Origin of the sequence: Neptuniibacter sp., from assembly GCF_024231755.1 — a bacterium.
Lineage (GTDB): Bacteria > Pseudomonadota > Gammaproteobacteria > Pseudomonadales > Balneatricaceae > Neptuniibacter.
In genome coordinates this window covers 42,599-64,498 of sequence record NZ_JAAEQH010000210.1, presented here as the reverse complement: position 1 = coordinate 64,498, position 21,900 = coordinate 42,599, and the positions used below count along the sequence as shown (strand labels likewise).

At 45.7% G+C, this 21,900-nt stretch carries 19 protein-coding genes; 15 read left to right on the top strand and 4 right to left on the bottom strand.

From position 1 onward, the window contains the following. Positions 1 to 27 precede the first annotated feature (27 nt). The 11 genes from GY843_RS10850 to GY843_RS10800 all read left to right on the top strand — a co-directional run bounded on the left by GY843_RS10850 (position 28) and on the right by GY843_RS10800 (position 14,446). A complete protein-coding gene (locus GY843_RS10850) occupies positions 28 to 2,145 on the top strand; it encodes a type I secretion system permease/ATPase (protein ID WP_297309432.1) in 2,118 nt (705 codons plus the stop codon). Positions 2,146 to 2,151: 6 nt separating this feature from the next. Further along, a complete protein-coding gene (locus tag GY843_RS10845) occupies positions 2,152 to 3,471 on the top strand; it encodes an HlyD family type I secretion periplasmic adaptor subunit (protein ID WP_297309430.1) in 1,320 nt (439 codons plus the stop codon). 220 nt (positions 3,472 to 3,691) lie between these two features. Then, positions 3,692 to 4,336 (top strand): helix-turn-helix transcriptional regulator, encoded by a 645-nt coding sequence (locus tag GY843_RS10840; RefSeq protein WP_297309428.1) that lies wholly within the window; start codon positions 3,692 to 3,694, stop codon positions 4,334 to 4,336. 66 nt (positions 4,337 to 4,402) lie between these two features. After that, complete coding sequence (locus tag GY843_RS10835; RefSeq protein ID WP_297309425.1) at positions 4,403 to 5,815, top strand: TolC family outer membrane protein; 1,413 nt, start codon at positions 4,403 to 4,405, stop codon at positions 5,813 to 5,815. Positions 5,816 to 5,920: 105 nt separating this feature from the next. Further along, positions 5,921 to 6,955, top strand: coding sequence for a hydroxymethylglutaryl-CoA reductase (locus tag GY843_RS10830; protein WP_297309423.1), 1,035 nt, complete (start codon positions 5,921 to 5,923; stop codon positions 6,953 to 6,955). Further along, positions 6,955 to 7,983: a type 2 isopentenyl-diphosphate Delta-isomerase gene (gene fni, locus GY843_RS10825; protein ID WP_297309421.1), complete on the top strand. Its 1,029-nt coding sequence runs from the start codon at positions 6,955 to 6,957 to the stop codon at positions 7,981 to 7,983. Before GY843_RS10830 ends, fni begins: the two co-directional genes overlap by 1 nt. A 15-nt stretch (positions 7,984 to 7,998) precedes the next feature. Continuing rightward, positions 7,999 to 9,165 (top strand): hydroxymethylglutaryl-CoA synthase, encoded by a 1,167-nt coding sequence (locus tag GY843_RS10820; RefSeq protein ID WP_297309419.1) that lies wholly within the window; start codon positions 7,999 to 8,001, stop codon positions 9,163 to 9,165. Continuing rightward, on the top strand, positions 9,165 to 10,175 hold the full coding sequence (locus tag GY843_RS10815) for a mevalonate kinase (protein WP_297309417.1): 1,011 nt from the start codon (positions 9,165 to 9,167) through the stop codon (positions 10,173 to 10,175). Before GY843_RS10820 ends, GY843_RS10815 begins: the two co-directional genes overlap by 1 nt. Continuing rightward, positions 10,162 to 11,091, top strand: a complete 930-nt coding sequence (gene mvk, locus GY843_RS10810) for a mevalonate kinase (protein WP_297309415.1) — start codon at positions 10,162 to 10,164, stop codon at positions 11,089 to 11,091. The genes GY843_RS10815 and mvk overlap by 14 nt, the downstream gene beginning before the upstream one ends. Further along, a complete protein-coding gene (gene mvaD / locus GY843_RS10805) occupies positions 11,078 to 12,082 on the top strand; it encodes a diphosphomevalonate decarboxylase (protein WP_297309414.1) in 1,005 nt (334 codons plus the stop codon). The genes mvk and mvaD overlap by 14 nt, the downstream gene beginning before the upstream one ends. Positions 12,083 to 12,109: 27 nt before the next feature. Then, positions 12,110 to 14,446 carry a DNA polymerase II gene (locus tag GY843_RS10800; RefSeq protein WP_297309412.1) on the top strand — a complete coding sequence of 779 codons (2,337 nt, stop codon included), beginning with the start codon at positions 12,110 to 12,112 and terminating at the stop codon, positions 14,444 to 14,446. 5 nt (positions 14,447 to 14,451) lie between these two features. On the opposite strand, the gene GY843_RS10795 is transcribed toward GY843_RS10800, so the two are convergent. From GY843_RS10795 to GY843_RS10780, 4 genes are all read right to left on the bottom strand, one after another. Then, positions 14,452 to 14,664: a hypothetical protein gene (locus GY843_RS10795; protein ID WP_297309410.1), complete on the bottom strand. Its 213-nt coding sequence runs from the start codon at positions 14,662 to 14,664 to the stop codon at positions 14,452 to 14,454. A gap of 182 nt (positions 14,665 to 14,846) precedes the next feature. Next, positions 14,847 to 15,539, bottom strand: coding sequence for an LUD domain-containing protein (locus GY843_RS10790; protein WP_297309408.1), 693 nt, complete (start codon positions 15,537 to 15,539; stop codon positions 14,847 to 14,849). A 1-nt stretch (position 15,540) separates the two neighbouring features. After that, positions 15,541 to 16,968: a LutB/LldF family L-lactate oxidation iron-sulfur protein gene (locus GY843_RS10785; RefSeq protein ID WP_297309406.1), complete on the bottom strand. Its 1,428-nt coding sequence runs from the start codon at positions 16,966 to 16,968 to the stop codon at positions 15,541 to 15,543. 5 nt (positions 16,969 to 16,973) lie between these two features. Further along, a complete protein-coding gene (locus GY843_RS10780; RefSeq protein ID WP_297309404.1) occupies positions 16,974 to 17,771 on the bottom strand; it encodes a (Fe-S)-binding protein in 798 nt (265 codons plus the stop codon). Between the two features lie 175 nt (positions 17,772 to 17,946). Between GY843_RS10780 and GY843_RS10775 the strand changes: the two genes are divergently transcribed. From GY843_RS10775 to GY843_RS10760, 4 genes are all read left to right on the top strand, one after another. Continuing rightward, on the top strand, positions 17,947 to 18,648 hold the full coding sequence (locus tag GY843_RS10775) for a FadR/GntR family transcriptional regulator (protein ID WP_297309403.1): 702 nt from the start codon (positions 17,947 to 17,949) through the stop codon (positions 18,646 to 18,648). Between the two features lie 231 nt (positions 18,649 to 18,879). Beyond that, positions 18,880 to 19,707, top strand: coding sequence for a (Fe-S)-binding protein (locus GY843_RS10770; RefSeq protein WP_297309402.1), 828 nt, complete (start codon positions 18,880 to 18,882; stop codon positions 19,705 to 19,707). Continuing rightward, complete coding sequence (locus GY843_RS10765; RefSeq protein WP_297309401.1) at positions 19,694 to 21,109, top strand: lactate utilization protein B; 1,416 nt, start codon at positions 19,694 to 19,696, stop codon at positions 21,107 to 21,109. Before GY843_RS10770 ends, GY843_RS10765 begins: the two co-directional genes overlap by 14 nt. A gap of 10 nt (positions 21,110 to 21,119) precedes the next feature. Beyond that, positions 21,120 to 21,806 carry an LUD domain-containing protein gene (locus GY843_RS10760; protein ID WP_297309399.1) on the top strand — a complete coding sequence of 229 codons (687 nt, stop codon included), beginning with the start codon at positions 21,120 to 21,122 and terminating at the stop codon, positions 21,804 to 21,806. Positions 21,807 to 21,900 lie beyond the last annotated feature (94 nt).

Below are 21,900 nucleotides of genomic sequence, written 5' to 3'. Positions count from 1 at the left end.
GCCCCAGGAGGGCTAAGGTCAAGATTAATGGAAGCTGTTCAAGATCCCCTTTTGGGATGTTTAGTACATTTGACTAAGCAAAATCATAAACCATTTTCTCCGGAAGTGTTATGCGATGGTTTGCCACTGGAGAATAATAGGCTTACCCCTAAGTTGTTTATTCGGGCAGCTAAAAGGGCTGGATTTGCAGCTCAGGTCTTACCTCGAAAACTGAATGATATTTCACCTCTGGTTCTTCCAGCAGTTTTGCTTCTGGAGGGTGATAAAGCCTGTATTCTACAGAGAGTTGATGAGGACGGGACTGCGGTAATTATTCAGCCTGAAAGCGGTGGTGAGCACTCCGTTTCTCTGGAGTTACTACAAGAATCTTATACCGGCTATGCAATCTTTGTCAGATTGGAGTATCGGTTTCAGCAGCAGGTTTCCAAGCTGCTTGAAGGGCATAAGGGGCATTGGTTTTGGGGTACGATAAAACGTTCTACGGCTATCTATCGTGATGTCCTGGTAGCTTCTTTTCTTATCAACTTATTTGTATTGGCGAATCCGCTGTTTGTGATGAATGTTTATGATCGCGTTGTTCCAAATAATGCGATTGAGACGTTGTGGGTTCTAGCGATCGGTGTATTTGTCGTATATCTGTTTGATTTCGGGCTCAAAATGTTGCGCTCGTATTTTATCGAGGTGGCGGGAAAGAAAGGAGATATAATCCTCTCATCTTTGTTGTTCGAAAAAGTATTGTCACTCAAATACAGTTCTCTGCCTCCCTCTGTAGGCTCTTTCGCCAGTAACCTCAGAGAGTTCGATAGTATAAAAAGCTTCCTCAGTTCCTCTACCAATACCATTATCATTGATCTTCCGTTTGCGATCCTGTTCCTGGTGGTTATAGGTTTTATTGGAGGCCCTCTTGTTATTCCTCCTTTAGTGATGATCCCGTTGATCATTCTGTTTTCGTTTGCAGTAAGGCCTTATTTGAAAGAGGCGGTCGAAAAGACGTTCGCCTCCAATGCACAGAAAAACTCTACATTGATTGAAAGTTTAACTGCGATGGAAACAGTTAAAACTCAGCGTGCAACTTCATCACTGCAGTTGGGCTGGGAACAGGCGGTAGGTTATATCGCTAAGTGGAGTTTGAAATCCAGAATGCTTTCATCCTCGGTAGTAAACTTCGCTTCCTTCGCTCAGCAACTCACGTCCGTCGGTATTATCATCATAGGTGTTTACCTGATCAGTGAGCGGGAGCTGACGATGGGGGCGCTGGTTGCTTGTGTCATGCTGTCAGGCAGAGCTATTGCTCCAATGGCCCAGGTGGCCAATTTGGTGATTAGTTATCATCAGGCCTCAACTGCGCTGAAAGGTTTGAACGAGATAATGGATCTGCCATCTGAGAGAAGTGATGGACAGCAGTTTGTTCACCGCAATGAGCTAGAAGGAGCTATTGAGTTTCAGAATGTTAGTTTTGCTTATCCGGGGCAGGAACAGAGAGCATTAGATCGTGTTTCTTTTTCAGTTAAACCTGGAGAAAAAGTGGCTTTAATCGGTCGTATTGGCTCTGGTAAGTCTACTGTAGAAAAGCTAGTACTCGGATTGTATGAGGCAAGCGAAGGTTCAGTAAGGATTGATGGGATTGATATTAATCAGATTGATCCGGTCGATCTGCGGCGTAATTTTGGTTACATGCCTCAGGATATTATGCTGTTCGCTGGCAGTGTCAGGGACAATATCGTTATCGGAGCTCCACAAACAGAAGACGCCCAATTGGTTGCTGTGGCGAAGCTGACAGGTGTTTCAGATATGGTGAATCGACACCCGCAGGGGTTTGATATGCAGGTGGGCGAGCGTGGTGCAGGCTTATCCGGAGGGCAGCGCCAAGCGGTAGCAGTTGCCAGATCATTAATTCATGATCCCAATATTCTCATCCTTGATGAACCAACCGCGTCAATGGATAACTCATCAGAAGAGCAGATCAAGAAAATGCTCACAGAGTACTCTCAGGAAAAAACGATGTTGGTAGTTACTCACAAAATGTCACTGCTATCCCTTGTGGATAGAATTATTGTAATGGATGCAGGACGCGTTGTAGCCGACGGGCCTAAAGAATCAGTATTGGATGCCTTGAAACAAGGGCGCCTTCAGGTGCAAAGGTAAGACGTGATGAGTGGTAACCAAAAAGATCTTCAGTACATGAGTAGTGTCAGTGAGGCATTGGCTGAGCAGACCCCCGCTGGTGCAAGAACGTTACTCTGGGTAGTAGCTTTGTTTGTTGCTATTGCCATCTTTTGGGCCAGTTGGGCAGAGCTGGATGAGATTACCCGTGGGGATGGTGAAATCATCCCATCAAGCCAGTTACAGGTTGTAGAAACCTTAGAAGGTGGTGCTCTTTCTGAAATTCTGGTTAGAGAGGGTGATCTAGTAGAAAAAGGGCAGGTATTACTGCGAATAGATGATATTCGCTTCTCCAGTTCTCTGAAAGAAAACCAGGTCCGTTTGTATGAGTTGACAGCAAAGTCAGCTCGTCTAAAAGCCGAAGCAGACAACATAGAGTTCACTGAGCCAAAGAATTTCCCGATAGAATACAGTTCGATGGTAGAGCAAGAGAAGTTTCTTTTTTCTACTCGAAAGGCAGAAATTTACGCTGGATTGGCAGGGTTAGAGCAACAAGTGGCTCAACGTAGCCAAGAGCTGAAAGCTGCAAAGTCTCAAGAGCAACAGTTACGTAGAAGTTATGGATTGCTAAAGCGTGAGTTGGATATAACTCGGCCTTTGTTGAAAGAGGGGGTTATTTCTGAAGTAGAGTTTTTGCGACTTAAGCGACAGCTTAACGATCTGGAAGGTGAGCTGTCAGGGGTTCGTCTGAATATACCCAGAATTGAATCCACCTTGGAGGAGACAAAGCAGAAGCTGGGTGAGGCGGAGCTACAGTTTAGAAATGAAGCTCGTCGCGAATTGAACGAGGTTGTGGCAGAAATCTCTCGCTTGAATCAGGCCCTTACCGGTATGAATGATCGAATTGATCGCGCTGAGGTGAAAGCGCCAGTGAAGGGAACAGTAAAACAGTTGTTGGTTAATACGGTTGAAGGCGTTGTTCAACCGGGTGATGAGCTGCTGAACATTATTCCTTGGGAAGATAAGCTTCTAGTGGAAGCCAGAATTCGTCCATCGGATATAGCGAATATATCCCCAGGTCAGGCTGCGGTAATTAAAGTGTCAGCCTATGACTTTTCTATATATGGCGGCGTTGATGCTGCGGTTGTATTTGTCAGCCCCAGTACCATTCTGGATGAAGAAGGTGAGAGTTATTATTTGGTTCGTTTGGAGACAAATCAGCCATTTATTGCAACAGCTACTAAAGAGCTCCCTTTAATCGCAGGTATGACCGTGAGTGTTGATATTCTGACGGGTAAGAAAACCGTAATGGATTATCTGTTAAAACCGGTTCTGAAAGCTAAAAATAAAGCCTTAACCGAGCGGTAATGCATAATATGGTAACTTATTGTTAGGTCGTTTATATTCTATTCAGGTAGAGTATGTATTATTATCCGCTCGCTTTGTAAGGCTTTATTAGTGAGCTTTTGGTGTAGATAGAACAGAAAACATGAGGTTTGCTGTTCTATATTAAGAAAAATAAAAAATTTGCACATGTCGATGACGATGTTGCTTTTGCCAATGATCAGGCAAGATAAGTTGGGAAATTATGAAGCTGTTTTTCGTCGGTAACCGACCAAAGGTTTTGGAACGTTGGAACAAATTACTGGTGGATTGGAAGCCTGAAGTTATTAGGGCCGCCGATATAACTACTAAGCTGAAAGACGGCAATGAAATCTTATTGGTCCATATAAGTTCTGTTGATGCAGCCGATAGTAAGCTAATATTCAGTTTTAAAGCGCATAATCCTAGCGCCATTGTAATTGTGTGTACTGATACACCGAATGAGAGTGAAGGTGTAGAGGTACTTCAGTTAGGTGCAAATGGTTATACAAACACGTATGTGACAGGTTCACTGCTTTCTGAAGTAGTGAAGACTGTACTCCGTGGTGATATCTGGGCAGGGCCAGAACTACTGCAAAAGCTTCTTAGAAGATTGTTAAGTAGTTCATCTGTGACAGATAGTAAAGTGGACACCGCAGAGTCTATTAGTATTTTTGAAGACTTGAGCAGTCGTGAGCAAGATGTACTGGCTGTCCTGGTAACAGGCGCTAGTAACAAGGATATTGCCCGCGAACTTGATATAACTGAACGAACAGTAAAAGCCCATCTGAGTTCTATTTTTCAGAAAACAGGGGCGTCAGATCGGATCTCTCTTGTGTTAATGGCAAGTAAGACACCGGTCACGGCTTAAGTGTTTGTTTAGTAATGCAAGTTAAAGTGGCTACGAACTATTTGATACATAGAAGGTGGAGTTTTTATGTCCAGGTCAGTAATTGCTGGCGTTATTTTAGGGATGACAGCGACAACGATGCAGGCAGCTACTTTAGAAGAAGTAATTGCTGAGGGCCTATCAGAAAGCCCGGAAATCACAAGAGCTGTTAATGCGAGAAACTCGATTTATCAGGAGATTGCCCAGGCGAAGTCTGGCTATTTTCCGAAAATCGATGTTGAAGCAGGTATAGGGTATGAGTGGACCAATAACTCAACAACACGTGCTAATGATGGGGATGTAGAATTAACACGTGGTGAAGCTCGTTTGAGCTTGCGTCAGATGTTATTTGACGGATTTGCGACCTCCAGTGAGGTTGAGCGACACAAAGCCCGTGCTAATTCCGCAGACCGCCGCTTAGAAGATGTAGCAGAAAACTTTATTCTAGAAGCTTCACGTGCCTACGTTGAGGTTAATCGCCGACGTGAGCTATTACGTCTGACCAAAGAAAACCTTTACAACCACGTAAAGATTTACGATCAAATTAAACGTCGTTCAGAATCAGGTCTGGGAGCGCTGGCTTCCATCGAACAGGCTGAAGGTCGATTAGCGCTTGCCGAAGTTAATGTTCTCGCAGAAGAGAATAACTTATTAGATGCTGAAGCTAACTATTTCAGAGTTCTTGGTTCCAAGGCGCCAGCTGACCTGGAATACCCTGCCTTAGCAGATAAAGCTGATCAGGAGATTCCAGAGTCTCTTGAAGCAGCTAAGAAAATAGCCTTTGAAAACCATCCTACTCTTCAGGTAGCGGTAGCTGATGCTGAGGCTGCGATTGCACAATACAATGCAGCTAAGAGAAATTACTACCCACGTGTCGATCTGGAAATTGATCGTACTTGGAACAATGATATAGACGGTGTGAATGGCACAAACGAAGATCTAACTGCGATGATTCGTATGCGCTATAACCTTTATAATGGTGGTGGCGATAAGGCCCGTGTACGTGAAACTCAGTATCAAATTGAAGAAGCACGCTCCATTCATAAGAATACACGCCGCGAAGTGATCCAAAGCCTTGAGTTGTCATGGAATGCTCACCAGATTCTCACGCGTCAGGTTCCATTCCTTGAGCAACATGTACTTTCTAGTACCTCAACTCGTGATTCGTATCAGAAACAGTTTAATATCGGGCAGCGTTCACTGCTGGATCTATTGGATACAGAAAATGAGGTTTTCTCTTCGAAAATTGATCTTTCTAACACCCAGCATGATCATCTAATAACGCATTTCCGGATGCTAGATGGTATGGGCTTACTGTTGGATGCGCTTGAGTTAGTAATGCCAGAGCCTAATTTAGGGGACGTGGAGAATTTTACAACAGACGTTGTGATTCTGGATCCTGAAACGGCTATGGAAAAGAATAAGGCTCAGCTTCAAGACAAAGCAAACAAAGGCACTTGAGTAATTGAAATAAGCCGCTCAGGTTAGCTAAAATAAGCCTGAGCTACTTAAATATTATCAAAGGGTTGCGTAAAGCAGCCCTTTTTCGTTGCAGCAAATTTTTTAATGAAAGCACATAAAATCAGTCAAGCGCCTATCCCAATGCGGAATGTTGGCCCGATTAAAATTACCGGTCCTGTATTGGATGAAAAAATATCTGTTCCTCTGGCGACCTACGAAACGCCTTTATGGCCGTCAGTGGGACGTGGTGCTCGTGTTTCTGTCTTGACTGAAGGTATCAAAACAACTGTGGTTGATGAGCGAATGAGTCGCTCGATTCTACTAGAAGCTGATGACGCTGAAGCGGCAATGCTGGCGCTGAATTCGATTAAGGGTCGTATGGCTGATCTGAATGAAGTGGTTGCGCAAACGAGCCGTTTTGCCAAACTGATCGACCTGAACAGCCAGATTGTGGCCAATTTGATCTATCTGCGACTTGAATTCACCACGGGTGATGCATCTGGTCATAATATGGTGACCAATGCCGCAGATAAGATTATTCCGTGGATTTTGACTGAATACCCTCAGCTTCGTTACTCATCCATCTCCGGAAACTACTGCTCAGACAAAAAAGCGACGGCTGTAAATGGCATTCTTGGTCGTGGTAAATATGTTGTCAGTGAGATTCTGATATCACGTGAATTGTGCGAGCGCCGTCTTAAAACCACGCCTGAAAAAGTGGTTGATCTGAATATCAAAAAAAACCTGATTGGAACAATGATTGCGGGTGGGCTGCGAAGCGCGAATGCCCATTATGCAAATATGTTGCTGGCTTTTTATCTGGCCACGGGTCAGGACGCCGCAAATATTATTGAGGGTTCACAGGGAATTGTGCACGCGGAGGTACGTGATGGTGATCTGTATTTCTCCTGTACTCTACCAAACCTGATCATGGGTTCTGTGGGTAATGGCAAAGGCATCGATTTTGTAGAAGAGAATCTTGCAGCTCTAGGCTGTAAAGAGGACAGAGAGCCAGGTGAGAACGCGCGTCGCCTTGCTGCCATTTGTGCGGCAACGGTCTTGTGTGGAGAACTGTCTTTGATTGCTGCACAAACCAACCCAGGTGAGTTGATGGAAGCTCATCTTAAGTTGGAGCGATAATGTCTGATCAAACCAATGATCGTAAATTGGAGCATATCCGAGCGATAGAAAATGACCCTGATACAGACCGTAGCGGCCATTATTTCGATCGTATGCGTCTGATGCATCGTGCCTTGCCGGAAGTATCGCTCAACGATGTTGATACATCCTCTCGTTTTCTTGGTTATGACCTGAGTTTCCCGCTATTGATTTCTTCTATGACCGGAGGGGATCATGAGTTGATCAAAACTATTAATCGTAATCTGGCGGAAGCTGCACAACGTACAAAAGTTGCCATGGCGGTAGGTTCGCAGCGTGTGATGTTTACCACCCCAGAAGCACGCTCCAGCTTTGAATTACGAGAATTGGCTCCAGATGTGCCGCTGATAGGTAATCTAGGGGCCGTACAGCTGAATTATGGTATTACCGCTGAACAAGCTCAGCAGGCGGTTGATTGTCTTAAAGCTGACGCTCTCTATCTTCATCTAAATCCACTTCAGGAGGCGGTTCAGCCCGAAGGGGATACTGATTTCTCCAATCTTAAGGATTCAATAGCTGAGTTGGTTAAACAGCTGGATGTTCCTGTCTTGCTAAAGGAAGTGGGCAGCGGTCTCTCTCCAGCTGATATTGAGCTTGGCTTAGCAGCGGGTGTTAGCTGTTTTGATGTCGCAGGTACAGGTGGCACCTCGTGGAGTCGAATTGAGCATCACCGTCGTAAAGACCAGAATAACATCGGCCTTAAGTTCCAGGATTGGGGCATTCCAACTCCTAGAGCTCTAACATTAGCCAGCCCCTACCATAGTCGTGCCACAATAGTTGCAAGTGGTGGACTAAGAGATGGGATTGATATGGTTAAATCTGTTATACTCGGCGCCTCTTTATGCGGCATGGCTGCTCCACTGCTTAAACCAGCGATGAAATCAGCTGATGCTGTGGTGGAAGAGATTGAAAAAATTAGAACAGAATTCAGAACAGCTATGTTTCTGCTAGGCGCTCCGGATGTCGCTTCATTATTTAATAACCGGACGCTGATATTAGATGAGTGCTAGGATCGAGACCCAATAATGTCTGTCGGTATTGACGAAATTAGTTTCTATACTTCCAATTACTTTTTAGATTTGCGAACTCTGGCAGAAGTTCAGCAGATCGAATCAGAAAAGTATTATCAGGGAATTGGCCAGGAAAAAATGTCCATGGCTGCTCCTGATGAAGATGTTGTCACAATGGCTGCTAATGCGGCTCACCCTCTGATTGAACGTGTAGGTGCTGACTCAGTAAGTACACTGATGTTTGCTACTGAAACCGGTGTAGATCAATCTAAAGCCGCAGGTGTATATGTTCATCGGTTGCTTGGTCTGAATGCAAACTGCCGTGTTGTAGAGCTGAAACAGGCTTGTTACAGCGCGACTGCAGCGATTCAGATGGCCTGTGCATTAGTAGCTCGCCAACCTGAGAAGAAGGTTCTTGTGATCGCTTCTGATATCGCCCGTTATGACCTTGATACATCGGGTGAAGCAACTCAGGGTTGTGGTGCGGTTGCCATGCTTATCTCGGCAAACCCACGCCTGATTGAGATTGATCCAGAAGTGGGTAACTACACTGAAGATGTAATGGATTTCTGGCGTCCTAATTACCGCTCAACAGCGCTGGTTGATGGCAAGTATTCCACTAAGATCTATCTGAAATCGTTGAAGAAAACCTGGGAAAACTTCGTTGAAGTTAGTGCCCTGGCGTTCCATGATTTTTCTCATTTCTGCTATCATCTGCCATTCAGTCGCATGGCTGAGAAAGCGCATAAGCATCTGGCCAAAATCAACAAGGCTGGTTTGACCTTGGAACAGGTTGAACAGCAGGTTGAAGATACGTTGCACTATAACCGTATCATCGGAAACAGCTACACTGCTTCGATGTATATAGGCCTGACCTCTTTGCTGGAAAACTGTAAACAGAATCTGGCAGGTAAAAAAGTGGGTTTCTTCAGCTATGGTTCTGGTTGTGTGGCTGAGTTTTTCTCTGGCACCGTTGTAGCTGGTTATGAAAAATGCCTGCATACGTTGAATCATAAGAGCATGCTCGATGCGCGTCAGGAAGTGAGTTACGACGAATATCTCCAGCTCTATCGCTATCCTGATCCAAAGGATGGTGAGCATCATGATATTCCTGCAGGTACCACTGGACGTTTCCGTCTGGCTGCAATCAGTGGTCATAAACGGGAATATGTCATCTGCTAATGAAGGCTAAGGCCCCTGGTAAACTCATACTGAGTGGGGAACACTCGGTAGTTTATGGGGCTCCTGCTATTGCTGTTGCAGTAGAGCAATCTGTAACGGCAGCTTTTACTCCTCATGATACCAATAGCCTCACCATTCATTCATACGGTCTAGGCATATTCAAGCTTAAGACATCTGAATTACAGTCCTTGGTTGAGCTATTGGATCAGCGTTTTCAACGTTTTATTTCTGATCAAATCAGTATTTCTGAACTACTTGATTCACCAGGTGATCTACTTTTCTATACTCTCGCCCAGTCAGGATTTAAGAGTTCTGGTCAAATTGATATAAAAAGTGATATTCCTACTGGTTCAGGTATGGGTTCATCTGCAGCAGTAATTGCCGCGTTATCAAAATTAGCGGAGAGTTCGGCAAGGGAGAGCTCGGCAAGTTTTAATTCAGATCTTGATAACCTGTTTACCAGAGTTCGGTACTGTGAACGTCTCCAGCATGGGCGGGGTAGTGCTATTGATGCTGCAGCGGTTACCTATGGTGGTGTGATTAAAGTGGTAGGGGGACATGTTAGTTCGTTACCCATCAACCTGGATCAGAACTGGTATACCTGGAGTAGCGGTACGCCGGATTCAACTACAGGTGAAACGGTTGCTGCAGTTCGCCAGAAACATGCTTCCTCTGATATCTGGGATAAGTTTAAGGTTGTCACAGAAACGTTTGAAAAGGCTCTAAAAGATAAAAAACCATCTCGGATACTGGAGCAGATCCGATGTAATTCACAGTTGCTCGAACAGATTGGCGTAGTACCAAAACCGGTTGAGAAGGTTATCCGCGAAATTGAACGTTTAGGTGGCGCAGCTAAGATTTGTGGCGCGGGTTCTATTCAGGGAGAAAGCGGCGGTCAAGTATTGGTTTATCTACCTGACCTTAATGTGAATGATATATCTCGTTCTTTACAGATCTGTCTCGAACCGCTGAAACCGTCATATCATGGAGCTTGTCTTGAAAAAGATTAAAGTTAAAGTACCTGGCAGTATCATGCTGATGGGAGAACACTCGGTTCTTTTTGGAGAAAAAGCGTTGGCTTGTGCAGTGGATAAATATATCCATATAGAGCTGATACCTTTGGAATCCGATGAGATATTAATTGATTCCGCTTTAGCTCAGTACAAGGCATCGCTTACTGATCTTCAACAGGAACCAAAACTAAGCTTCGTGTTAGCTGCAGTGGAACTTTTGGTAAAAGAGCTGCCTTCAGGTTTCTCCCTAAAAATCAGTTCAGAGTTCTCGCATACAGTCGGTCTAGGTTCTTCAGCTGCAGTAACTGCAGGGGTCGTGGCTGCATTGTCTGCTTATGCCGGTGGTAGTACGGAAAAGGATGAGCTGTTTGATCTTGCTTTAAAAGTCGTCCATCAGGTTCAAGATGGCAGAGGTTCGGGGACTGATCTAGTTGCCAGTATTTATGGTTCGACCGTTTCTTACCGGGTGAAGCCTCGTAAAATAAAGGCTCTTGCAGGTTTACCAGAGATCTCGCTCTATTATGCGGGTTATAAAACCAAAACACCGGATGTGCTTAAGATCGTCGAGGGCTTTTGCGCTAATAATCCCGATGTGTACCGGGATATCTACAAGTTGATGGGGCTGGTTACCGATAAGGCTGAACAAGCTGTCTCAACTGGAGATTGGGGTAATCTTGGCAACCTGATGAATAATTATCAGGGATTGATGGACGCGCTAGGTGTCTCGGATAAATCTATCAGCGAAATCGTTTATGCTTTGCGCGAAAGTGAGCGTATCCAAGGGGCCAAAATCTCAGGCTCCGGTCTTGGGGATTGTGTGTTGGCTTTAGGAGCCGATCCAGAGTTATCTATTTCATATGAGCAGATACCTGTAGCCGTATCTGAGCAAGGAGTCACCATTGAGTATCACTAAGCAGACTGTTATTAACACTTATCTGCCCGATCAACCTTTACCTGGCACGCATGCCGAAGCTTTTGCTCCCAGTAACATTGCGTTGTGTAAGTATTGGGGTAAACGTGATGTGGAACTCAATCTACCAATTAATGGTTCGCTCTCTATTTCTCTAGGAGAACTGGGCAGCCGTACTGAAATAACCGAATCAGAAACTGGAGCTGATCAGGTTTACTTGAATCATGAATTACAGGCTGAAGATAATAGTTTCGCTCGCAAGGTGATCGCTTTTATCAATCTGTTCAGAGGTGAGCTTAATCAGCCTGTTTGTGTAAAAACAATTAATAACATTCCAACCGCTGCTGGACTTGCTTCGTCTGCTTCTGGTTTTGCAGCACTTACGCTGGCAATCAATGATTTTTATAACCTTGGACTGAGCGACGATAAACTGTCCGCTTTTGCCCGGATGGGCAGTGGCAGTGCTTCTCGTTCTATCTATCAGGGTTTTGTCGAGTGGCACAAAGGTGTGCGTGATGATGGCATGGATAGCTGCGCTGAGCGTCTGGATATCACTTGGCCCGGCTTCCGTATTGGTTTGTTGAAAGTAGCAACCGGAGCGAAGAAAGTTGATTCCCGCTCCGGGATGCAGCGTACCGTTGAATCGGCCGATCTATATCAATCGTGGCCACAACAGGCAGCAAATGATCTGGCGACTATCAAGCGAGCTATTGCGGATCGTGATTTAGAGTTACTTGGACAAACCGCAGAGCAGAATGCACTTTCCATGCATGCAACAATGATCGCTTCATGGCCACCGTTACTTTACTGGCAACCTGAATCTGTAGCGGCTATGCATAGGGTATGGGAGTTGCGAGCACTGGGAGTACCCGTGTATCTAACTATGGATGCGGGACCCAACCTCAAACTACTGTTCCATAGCGAGTATGAAGCACAGGTGCGAAATGCATTTCCTGAGTTGTTGGATCTGGATATAGTTGCACCATTCGGTTGATGCCAAACACTATCTGGGGCCGCCCCTATGTCAGCTAATTCCATCGGTTATGTTCTGACCCGACAACAACAGGATAGTCGAAATGGTGTGCAGCTGACCTATTGGATTCGTAGTGGTGAGTCAGTTTATCCGATCGCCATTGCGGACCAGGAAGTTGTCCTTTTTATTCTTCAAGAACAGGCTGATAAAGCTCGATCTGTGTTAGCCCATCTCCGTGACTGGCGCTTGGCTGATGTGGAACTTACTGATCTTAATTACAAGCCTGTCTCTGCGCTCTATTGTCGTAGCCTTAAAACCTACCGCCAAATCCAGGAAATCTTACAGCTTCACTCCATAGTAATGATGGAAGAGGATATCCGTCATGCTGATCGCTATCTGATGGAACGATTTATTCAGGGTGGGGTAGAGGTTGTCAGGCAGGGGCAGCAGGTCAGGCTAAAATCTGCGATGAGCCATCCGCAATTCCGAATACTTTCCATTGACCTGGAAACCACAATGCGTGCTGACCAAATACTATCAGCGGCTTTTTATGCTGATGATTTTCAGCTGGTCATTATGCAGGGGCAGGGAGTAGATACCGATCAGATCCGCTATGTAGAAAATGAAAGGACTCTGCTGGAAGTGTTTCTTCAAGTGGTACGTGAATACGATCCCGATATCTTTATCGGCTGGAACGTCGTGGGATTTGATTTCCGGGTACTTCAACAGCGAGCTGAGGCATTACGTGTGCCATTACTGCTAGGCAGGGATGAACAGCCTATGCAGTTGCACCAGTCTGGGCAGGGAAAACTGTTTGTACGAATGTCGGGACGAATGGTGTTAGATGGTATCGATACGCTAAAAGGTGCAACCTACCAATTTGAAAGCTTCTCCCTTGAATATGTTTCCAGGCACATGCTGGAGCGGGGGAAGCTAATTGATCATGTCGATGATCGTGGTGGTGAGATTCAGCGGCTTTTCCGTGAAGATAAAGCTGCTCTAGCCAAATACAATCTGGAAGATTGTAAGCTGGTGTGGGATATCTTCGTTAAGGCCGATTTGATTAACTATCTTGTAGAGAGAGCACGTTTGACCGGGCTACCCCTTGATAAAGTAGGAGGTTCCGCAGCCGCTTTTGATAACCAGTATCTGCCGCACCTTCATCGGGCGGGTTATGTGGCACCGGAATACGCATCAGGGGTTTCTGGCTTAAGTGCGCCGGGTGGTTACGTGATGGATTCAGTACCCGGTTTATATAGACAGGTATTGGTGCTGGACTTCAAAAGCCTGTATCCGAGTATTATCCGCACGTTTAAAATTGACCCCTATGGCATGGCTGAAGGTTTAAAGGAAGGAGCTGAACCAGAAGATCTAATCCCCGGATTTAATCATGCAATTTTTTCGCGAAGCAAAACGATTCTGCCGGAACTGATAGAAACACTTTGGCAGGCCAGGGATCAGGCAAAGCAGTCGCATAACAGTGCTCTTTCCCAGGCGATAAAAATTATTATGAACTCGTATTATGGAGTTCTAGGTTCAAATGTTTGTCGTTTCTTTGATCAACGCCTCTCCAGCTCAATTACCTTAAGAGGGCATGAAATCCTGACTAAGACCCGTGATTGCATTGAAGAAACGTTCGGCTTTAAGGTTATTTACGGTGATACGGATTCGGTTTTTGTTTGGTTGGGCGATGATTTTCCTGAAGAGAAAGCTAATGAAAAAGGAAAGCAGGTAGCTGAGTGCCTTAATTCCTGGTGGACTCAAAATTTGCAGGATCGCTTTCAATTGGAAAGTAATCTTGAGATTGAATATGAAACGCATTATAGCCGTTTTCTGATGCCAACCATGCGTCATTCAGAGAAAGGGACGAAGAAACGTTATGCCGGGCTCAAGCGAGACAAGGATGGGGTTGTCTCTATGGTTTTTAAAGGATTGGAAAACGTCAGAACCGACTGGACACCACTGGCGCGAAACCTCCAAGAGGAGCTCTACGAAAAGATTTTTCTTGGCCAGGAATGGCGAGGTTTAGTCGAACAAGTTACCAATGATCTATTGCAGGGAGAGCTGGATGATCAACTGATCTATCGCAAACGTATCAGGCAGAATCTGGATCAGTATGTTAAGAATCGTCCACCTCATGTGCAGGCGGGTTTGAAAGCAGAACATTATTATCAGCAGCAGAATATTCCAAGCCCTTACCGTTCAGGCAGTTATATTGAGTACAAGATGACGGTTAATGGCCCGGAGCCTATTGAGTGTCTGAATTCCCCTCTGGACTATCAGCATTATCTGGAAAAACAGATCCAGCCAGTGTGTGACACTATTTTGCAGTTTCTAGGGGAGAGTTTTGAGGAGCTGACCGCGCCACAGGGGCGTTTGTTCTGATTAAATCAGGCTTTAACATCCAGATTTAAGCCGAGAGTAGTTACTGCGCCTACTCTAAGTTTACGCGGCTCAGTGGCAGATTCGAGCAGGTGCAATACTTGTTCACCTGTCTCTTTGATCTCATCATTAGCCATTTCAACAGTTTTAACCGCATGGCTAGTCTCTGTTTTTTGAGCAGCGGCAACACTTGCTGTTGCAGCTATTTCATTTACTTCCATAACTTCACCCTATAACTGATTACGACAACGCTCTGTAATCCATACACAGGCATAAATGTTTGGTTATTAGTTCAGTAAACCTTTATATCGGCGGTTTGGTGTTTGGCTTGAGGGAAAATTAATTTGCTGAATAGAGAAACAAACAAGCCACCCGAATGAGGTGGCAAAGTTAAGAGACAAAGTTAACCATCTGAGTGAAAGATCGTTTCACAATTCTTCAGAATAAATATGATCAAGGCACAGGGGCCATGGGCTCCCATTTGCAGTTTCTGGCCAATATCTGCACTCCGTGATGGGCCGGTGATCATATTTACTGTACGGGGCATTCCATTTGGGTTCAGCTCTCTAAGCCGGTTCCAGGCATCTTCGTAGCTACCTGCAATGTCAGACTCCTTGAGCACAACAAGATGGCAATCTGGAAGGAAATTAAGAGTAGTCGGGCTCTCTGGTCGGGAATAGAGCATCAGTGTGCCGGTTTCCGCGATCCCCGCCATGGATGTTGTCAGGCTGGCTACATCACCGGATTGAGCGACCCGCTGCTCGCGTTGGATATCACCTAATGGAGTCCAGTCCAGCTCATTCAGACTGTCATCGCTAGCACTGACCAGGGTTTTGAACTCATGCTTATTAAGCCACTCTGCCACTGCTGATGGTAGCTCATTCATCGTACTAATATCGATCAGCTCGGCTGCTGCACCACTGGCCATATCCCGGAACAGTTGAATCTGTCCTGCCTGATCCAGTTGCGAGCGCTTAGGGATAATGGTTGCTTTATGGGCGTTCATACGTCGGGTGGTCGCAGCTTTTTGTGCGGGTGATGGTTCACCACGATTAAGGCCACGGCGGATATTGCCAAGAATCTCTGCTTTGCTCATCTTATTTCTCCGCCTGCTTTTGTAATGAATGAGACCCGGATTTCCACTGATCCATAAAGGTTTTGCCCTGTGGGGCAGGCATATCTCGCCAGTCGGTCCAGCCTCCAGCCAGAGGTAATTTCTTAATTCGTCCTTTCTTACCAGCGATCGTAATCATAAACCATGCAGATCCACGTGCTAGCCAGCGATAAAGGGAAGGGCGTTTAGCGAAGAACGCCCAACTTGCAATACCATAGCGTACCGCTTTAGGTGTTAGGTGTTTTTCGAACTCTTTTTCACGCCAATGGCGCATCATCTTCGGTAGAGGGATACGTACCGGACAGACCTCCTCACACTTACCGCAGGATGTAGAGGCGTTAGGCAGATGAGCAGCTTTATCAATGCCGATCATTTTGGGCGTTAAAACCGAGCCCATTGGGCCAGGGTAAACCCAACCATAGCTGTGACCACCAACGGCACCATAAACCGGACAGTGGTTCATACAGGATGAGCAACGGATACAACGCAGCATATCCTGAAATTCAGTTCCCACCATCTCACTGCGACCGTTATCTACCAGAACCACATGGAAGTTTTCCGGGCCATCCTGATCTTCAGCGCGTTTGGGACCGCTGGACAGTGTGTTATATACCGCGAACTCCTGTCCGGTTGCTGAACGTGCCAGCAAGCGTAAGAACAGGCTCATATCTTCTAGGGTTGGTATCACTTTCTCGATAGAGGTAATAACAATGTGGGTTTTCGGCAGGGTCTGAGTCAGATCGCCGTTACCCTCATTCGTAACAATAATGGTGGAGCCAGTTTCTGCTACCAGAAAATTGGCTCCTGTGAGTCCCACATCTGCACTGACAAACTCCTTACGCAGTACTTCACGGGCCTCTTGCATAAGGGCCTGAGGATCTCCTGTTTTCGGGCGCTTATGATGTTCGTGGAAGGTCTCCGAGACATCATCCACATTAAGGTGAATTGCAGGGGCTATAATGTGACTTGGGTGATCATTACGTAGTTGAAGGATGTATTCACCCAGGTCGGTTTCTACGGGGCGGACACCATTAGCTTCAAGGTATTCATTCAAACCGGTTTCTTCCGAAACCATTGATTTCCCTTTAGTTATGGTTTTTGCATTGACCTGTTTACAGATATCCAGAATGGTTTTATTGGCATCTTCACCTGTGCTGCACCAGTGAACATGGCCGCCGCTTTCAATGACCTTTGATTCAAACCGTTCTAGATAAATATCCAGATTCTGAATAATATGGTTCTTAAGGTCTCGCGCTTCATCACGCAGATCTTCAAATTCAGGTAAGCGTTTTATGGCATTGGCGCGGTTCACCGGGAAGCCGTGTTTGAACTGACCTAGTGCTTCTTGCAGATCAACATCGTGTAGGGCGATACGGGCATTTTCTTTAAATTCAGGACTTTTAATCTGCATATCAATTACCCGGCCTTAAGCTCAGAAGCCAGATCATAATCTGCTTCGCCAATTGCAGGGGTATCTGCCATACCCGCAAGAATCTCAACGACGTGGCGCGCTTCAACCTGCTTACCTTCACGCTTTAACTTGCCAGCCATATTTAGCAGACAACCAAGATCTCCGCCGACCAGTGTGGTTGCCTCAGAATCACTGATATATTGGGTTTTGTTGGAAACCATACGGTTGGAAATATCCGGGTATTTAACGCAGAAAGTACCACCGAAACCACAGCAGGTTTCAGCTTCTTCCATCTCATTAAGCGTCAGATTATCAACTTTTGAGAGCAGCTTGCGTGGTTGCTGTTTGATGCCTAGCTGGCGCAGGCCTGAGCAGGAATCGTGATAGGTAATTGTGCCTTCGAACACTGCGTTGATCTGGTCAAAGCCGACTATATCCGTCAGAAATTGAGTGATCTCAAAGGCACGGGATTTCAGATCAACGGCGCGGGCTTTCCAAGGATCAGTATCATCAAATAGATCGACGTAATAGTGCAGCATGCCTATACAGGATCCAGATGGCCCGACAACATATTCATAGCCGTCGAATGCTTCAATTGTCTGGCGAGCAATCTCTTTAGTTGTTTCTTTATCACCTGAGTTGTAAGCAGGCTGGCCACAGCAGGTTTGTTTATCTGGAACTTCTACTGAGCAACCAGACATTTCCAGTAGTTTAACTGTGGCAAAAGCCACACTGGGGCGGAACATATCGGCAAGACAGGTGACAAACAGGCCTACCTTTGGGGTGTTTGTTTGATTCAACATCTTCGTCATCGCTATATGACGGCACCTAGGAGCAGTACAAGGAGATGGCGCCGTTTCTTATTGTAAGTATGTGCCAGGATCACATAGCTATTTGATAATGAAAAGATAGTTGAGGGTCTAGACAAAAGAAATGCTAAACTCATAACTGGTCTGACCAAGAATCGTGTTGGCTTATATGACGAAGCAAGACAGCAACCTGAGCAGCAAACTCAGTAACAAACTACAGCAGAAGATAACCTTTGGTGATTTTTGCCCCGGGCAGAAACTGCCCTCGCAAAGGGTTCTCTCGCAGGAGTACTCCCTTTCCCGTGAAACCGTCCGTGAGGCGATCCATGATCTTGAACTGAAAGGGCTGGTGGAAACCTATCATGGGGGTGGAACTCTATGCCGCAATCTTCTTGAATCCCATTTTGAGATGCCTCCGGAAGGACTGGGAGAAAATTTTGAATTTCAGGTGCAGGTTATGGAGATGCGTGCGGCTTTGGAAGGGGAGGCCGCCTATTATGCCGCGTTGCGTGCAACTGATGAGCAGTTAGAAAAAATTGGTCAGGAATATCGCGCAATGCAGGAGCGAAGCAGTGTTAACACTACGCTAGCTAAAGCAAAAGCAGACCTGCGTTTTCATATGATGATCGCAGAGGCCAGCCATAACCTTTTGGTAATCTCTTTCAGCCAGCTTTTTTATAACCGTTTCTTTAATGCTATCTATGGTGTTCTAGATCGTACTCTCAAAAAATTTGGTCGATATCCTGATGGAATCCGTGCCCAACATGCCCAAATTTATCAGGCCCTTTTAAATCGTGAGGCCACACTTGCCCGAAAGCTTGCAGCCGAGCATATCGATTACACTCGTAAGCAACTTGAAGATTCAGAATAAGCACAACGATTACGAAGTGGGTATTGGCAGCTATGCTTTATCAATATAGGAACTAGATAATTCTTGGTCAGACCAGTTGGTGTGTCTGACTTATATTCTTCTAAATCTCTGGGTAATGTCTTCAGACGGGATAGATGGTTAGTAGCGCTGCATATTTATCAGCATCACGGCTACCTTCTAATAATAAATACAGAGCCATTTTATAAGATCTGCTGGTGAGGGTAGAGGCTTATGTCAGATAACTACGTTAATGTAGGCAGCGTATCAGCGCGAACTATAGAAAGTGTCGATATTACCAATAAACGGGTTGGTTTGTTTGTAACCTGTTTGGTGAATACTATGCGGCCAACAGTTGGATTCGCCGCACTTGATCTGCTTGAACAAGCTGGGTGTAGTGTTGAAGTTCCAGAACATCAGTCGTGCTGCGGGCAGCCCGCTTTTAATTCAGGTGACGACGAAGGTACACGCCAAATCGCGTATGAAACCATTAAACAATTCGAAGAATTTGATTATGTAGTGATCCCCTCGGGTTCATGTGCGGGCATGATTATTAAAAATTTTGCCGACCTCTTTGAAGGTCAAAGCGAATGGCAGGCGCGTGCACAGGCACTGGCTGATAAGACCTATGAATTGCTTTCCTTCCTGGTGGATATTTGTAATTTTGTTCCACAAGGGGTGGAGCTTGAAGGTACATATACTTACCACGATAGCTGTTCTGGCTATCGTTCTTTGGGTGTCTATGAGCAGCCGCGGAAAATGCTCTCTGAAGTTTCCGGCTTAGAGCATAATCCCCTTCATGGCCATTCAGAATGTTGTGGTTTTGGTGGGACGTTCTGCGTCAAATACTCTGATATCTCCGATGCTATTGTGGAAGAGAAAATCGAAAATGTTCTCGACACTAAAGTGGATTACCTACTGGGTGGAGATATGGGTTGTTTGATGAATATGGCTGGAAAACTCAATCGGGAAGGTCATTCAGAGATCAAAGCCTTACATACGGCTGAAGTTTTGGCCGATATGGCAACCGAGATTCTGGGAGATGGTCATGCACGCAAATAAGCCAGAAAACTTCGAACAGAATGTCAGTGAAGCACTGTCACAACCTAATTTAAAGGCCGTTATACGTCGTACTACCGATAAGGCTGAGGCTAAGCGTGCTGAAGCAATTGCAAACTTTCCTGAGTTCGAGAACGCACGTATACAAGGGCAAAAGGTTAAAGACCATACCATCAAGTATATGGCGCATTACCTTGCCGAGTTTGAAAAAAATGCCAAAGCTCAAGGAGCTATCATTCACTGGGCGAGTGATGCGGAAGAAGCCTCACGCAAAGTGCTTGAGATTTGCCGCAAGCATGAAGCTAAACGTATAACACGCAGTAAGTCTATGCTGGGCGAAGAGATCGGGTTATCCCATGCGTTAGATAATGCGGATATTGATCGTGTTGAAACCGATCTCGCGGAACATATTATCCAGTTAGCCGGCGACCCTCCTTCCCATATCGTCTGGCCGGCTATGCATCGCAGTCGCGAGGATGTCATTAAACTGTTCCGCGAAAATCATAAAGACCCAACTTACTCAGAGGAAATTATTGAGCTGGTAAGAAGTGCTCGCCGTGATTTGCGTACCAAGTTTCTGACAGCGGATATTGGTATCAGTGGTTCGAATTTCCTGCTGGCAGACAGTGGATCAACCTGTACGGTTACCAATGAAGGTAATGCTGAACTCACGACAACCCCGCCGAAAGTGCATATTGTGACTGCTGGTATTGAGAAGCTTGTACCGTCGATGGCACATGCGGTTCCTTTGCTGCGTCTGCTGACCCGTTCAGCAACTGGTGGTGAGATTACCCAGTACATCACCTTTCATAATGGCCCGAAACGTCAGGGTGATGTGGATGGGCCAGAAGAGTACCATATTGTGCTAGTCGATAACGGCCGCACAAAAATGCTCTCTGAGGGTATGGAAGAGATGTTGCGTTGCATCCGCTGCGGCGCCTGTATGAACCACTGTGTTGTCTATAAACATATTGGTGGACATGCTTATGGTTCTGTTTATCCAGGCCCGATGGGATCGGTATTAACGCCTCATCTGAACAGTCTTAAGGTAGCAAACAAACAAACTCACGCCTGTACGTTAAATGGTCGTTGCGAAGAAGTTTGCCCGGTAAAAATTCCTCTGCCTAAATTATTAAGGTCCTTACGAGCGAAATCGTGGGAGAAGAAGTATGAGCCGCTTACCAATCGTTTCTTTTTAAAAGGGTTTGCTTTCATCGCTAAGCGCCCGGCACTGTTCCAGCTGTTCAGCAGTTGTGGAGTGATCTTTATGAGGTTGTTTAGCAAAAAGGGCTGGATTCGTTCTATGCCGATGACCAGTGGTTGGACCCGTAACCGTGATCTTATAGAACCGGGGACACAAACCTTTATGCAGCAATATAAAAAAATGAAGAAAGCTCAGAAGTGAGGCCGCAAAGATGATTGATAAAAATGAGCAAACGACCAGTCGCGATAAAATCTTTGATGCAATTTTGCGTGCAGCACCTACAGCAGAAGCTGATCTGAGCACTATTCAAGCAGAAGCTGCGGCTATTTTGACTGAGAGTACAAATGCGCGACCAGAGCTTCTGGCCGAAGATGCGGCTGAAGCATTGGTGCGTCGTGTCGAGAAAGGGTTGGTTATAGGGACCAGTTGTGAATGTATACCTTCTTTGGATCAGTTGCCTGAAACGGTAAAAGGTTTTCTGGGCAAGTATGATCTGCCCGCTGAATTAAAAGTTCAGGACAAGCCTTCTCTGCAATCGCTTGAGTGGGCAGATATCAATACCGATGTTGATATTCACAACGACAATACGGTTGGATTATGTTTTGCTGAGTACGGTGTAGCTGAAACGGGCTCTTTTGTGGTTCATTCCAGCGAAAGTATGCCGGTACTCTTAAATTTCTTACCGCTGTATTTGCTTGCGGTGGTGCCGAGATCCAAAATTCTGCATTACATGGATGACTATGCGGCAATAGCCAATGAAATAGCCGCTCAAGGTACAACTCCCAGGAATATGTGCCTGATTTCAGGTGCCAGCGGTACAACCGATATTGAAGGCGTTCTGGTGCAAGGGGCGCATGGCCCTGAAGTTTTGCACTTAATTATTGTTGACGACCAATGACTATCGAAAAATAACCGCTCGGAGTAGAGGTTATTTGATGTCTATTCCTGCTTAGGATGAAGATTGGAAAAAGCGCTCTAACTAAGAGCGCTTT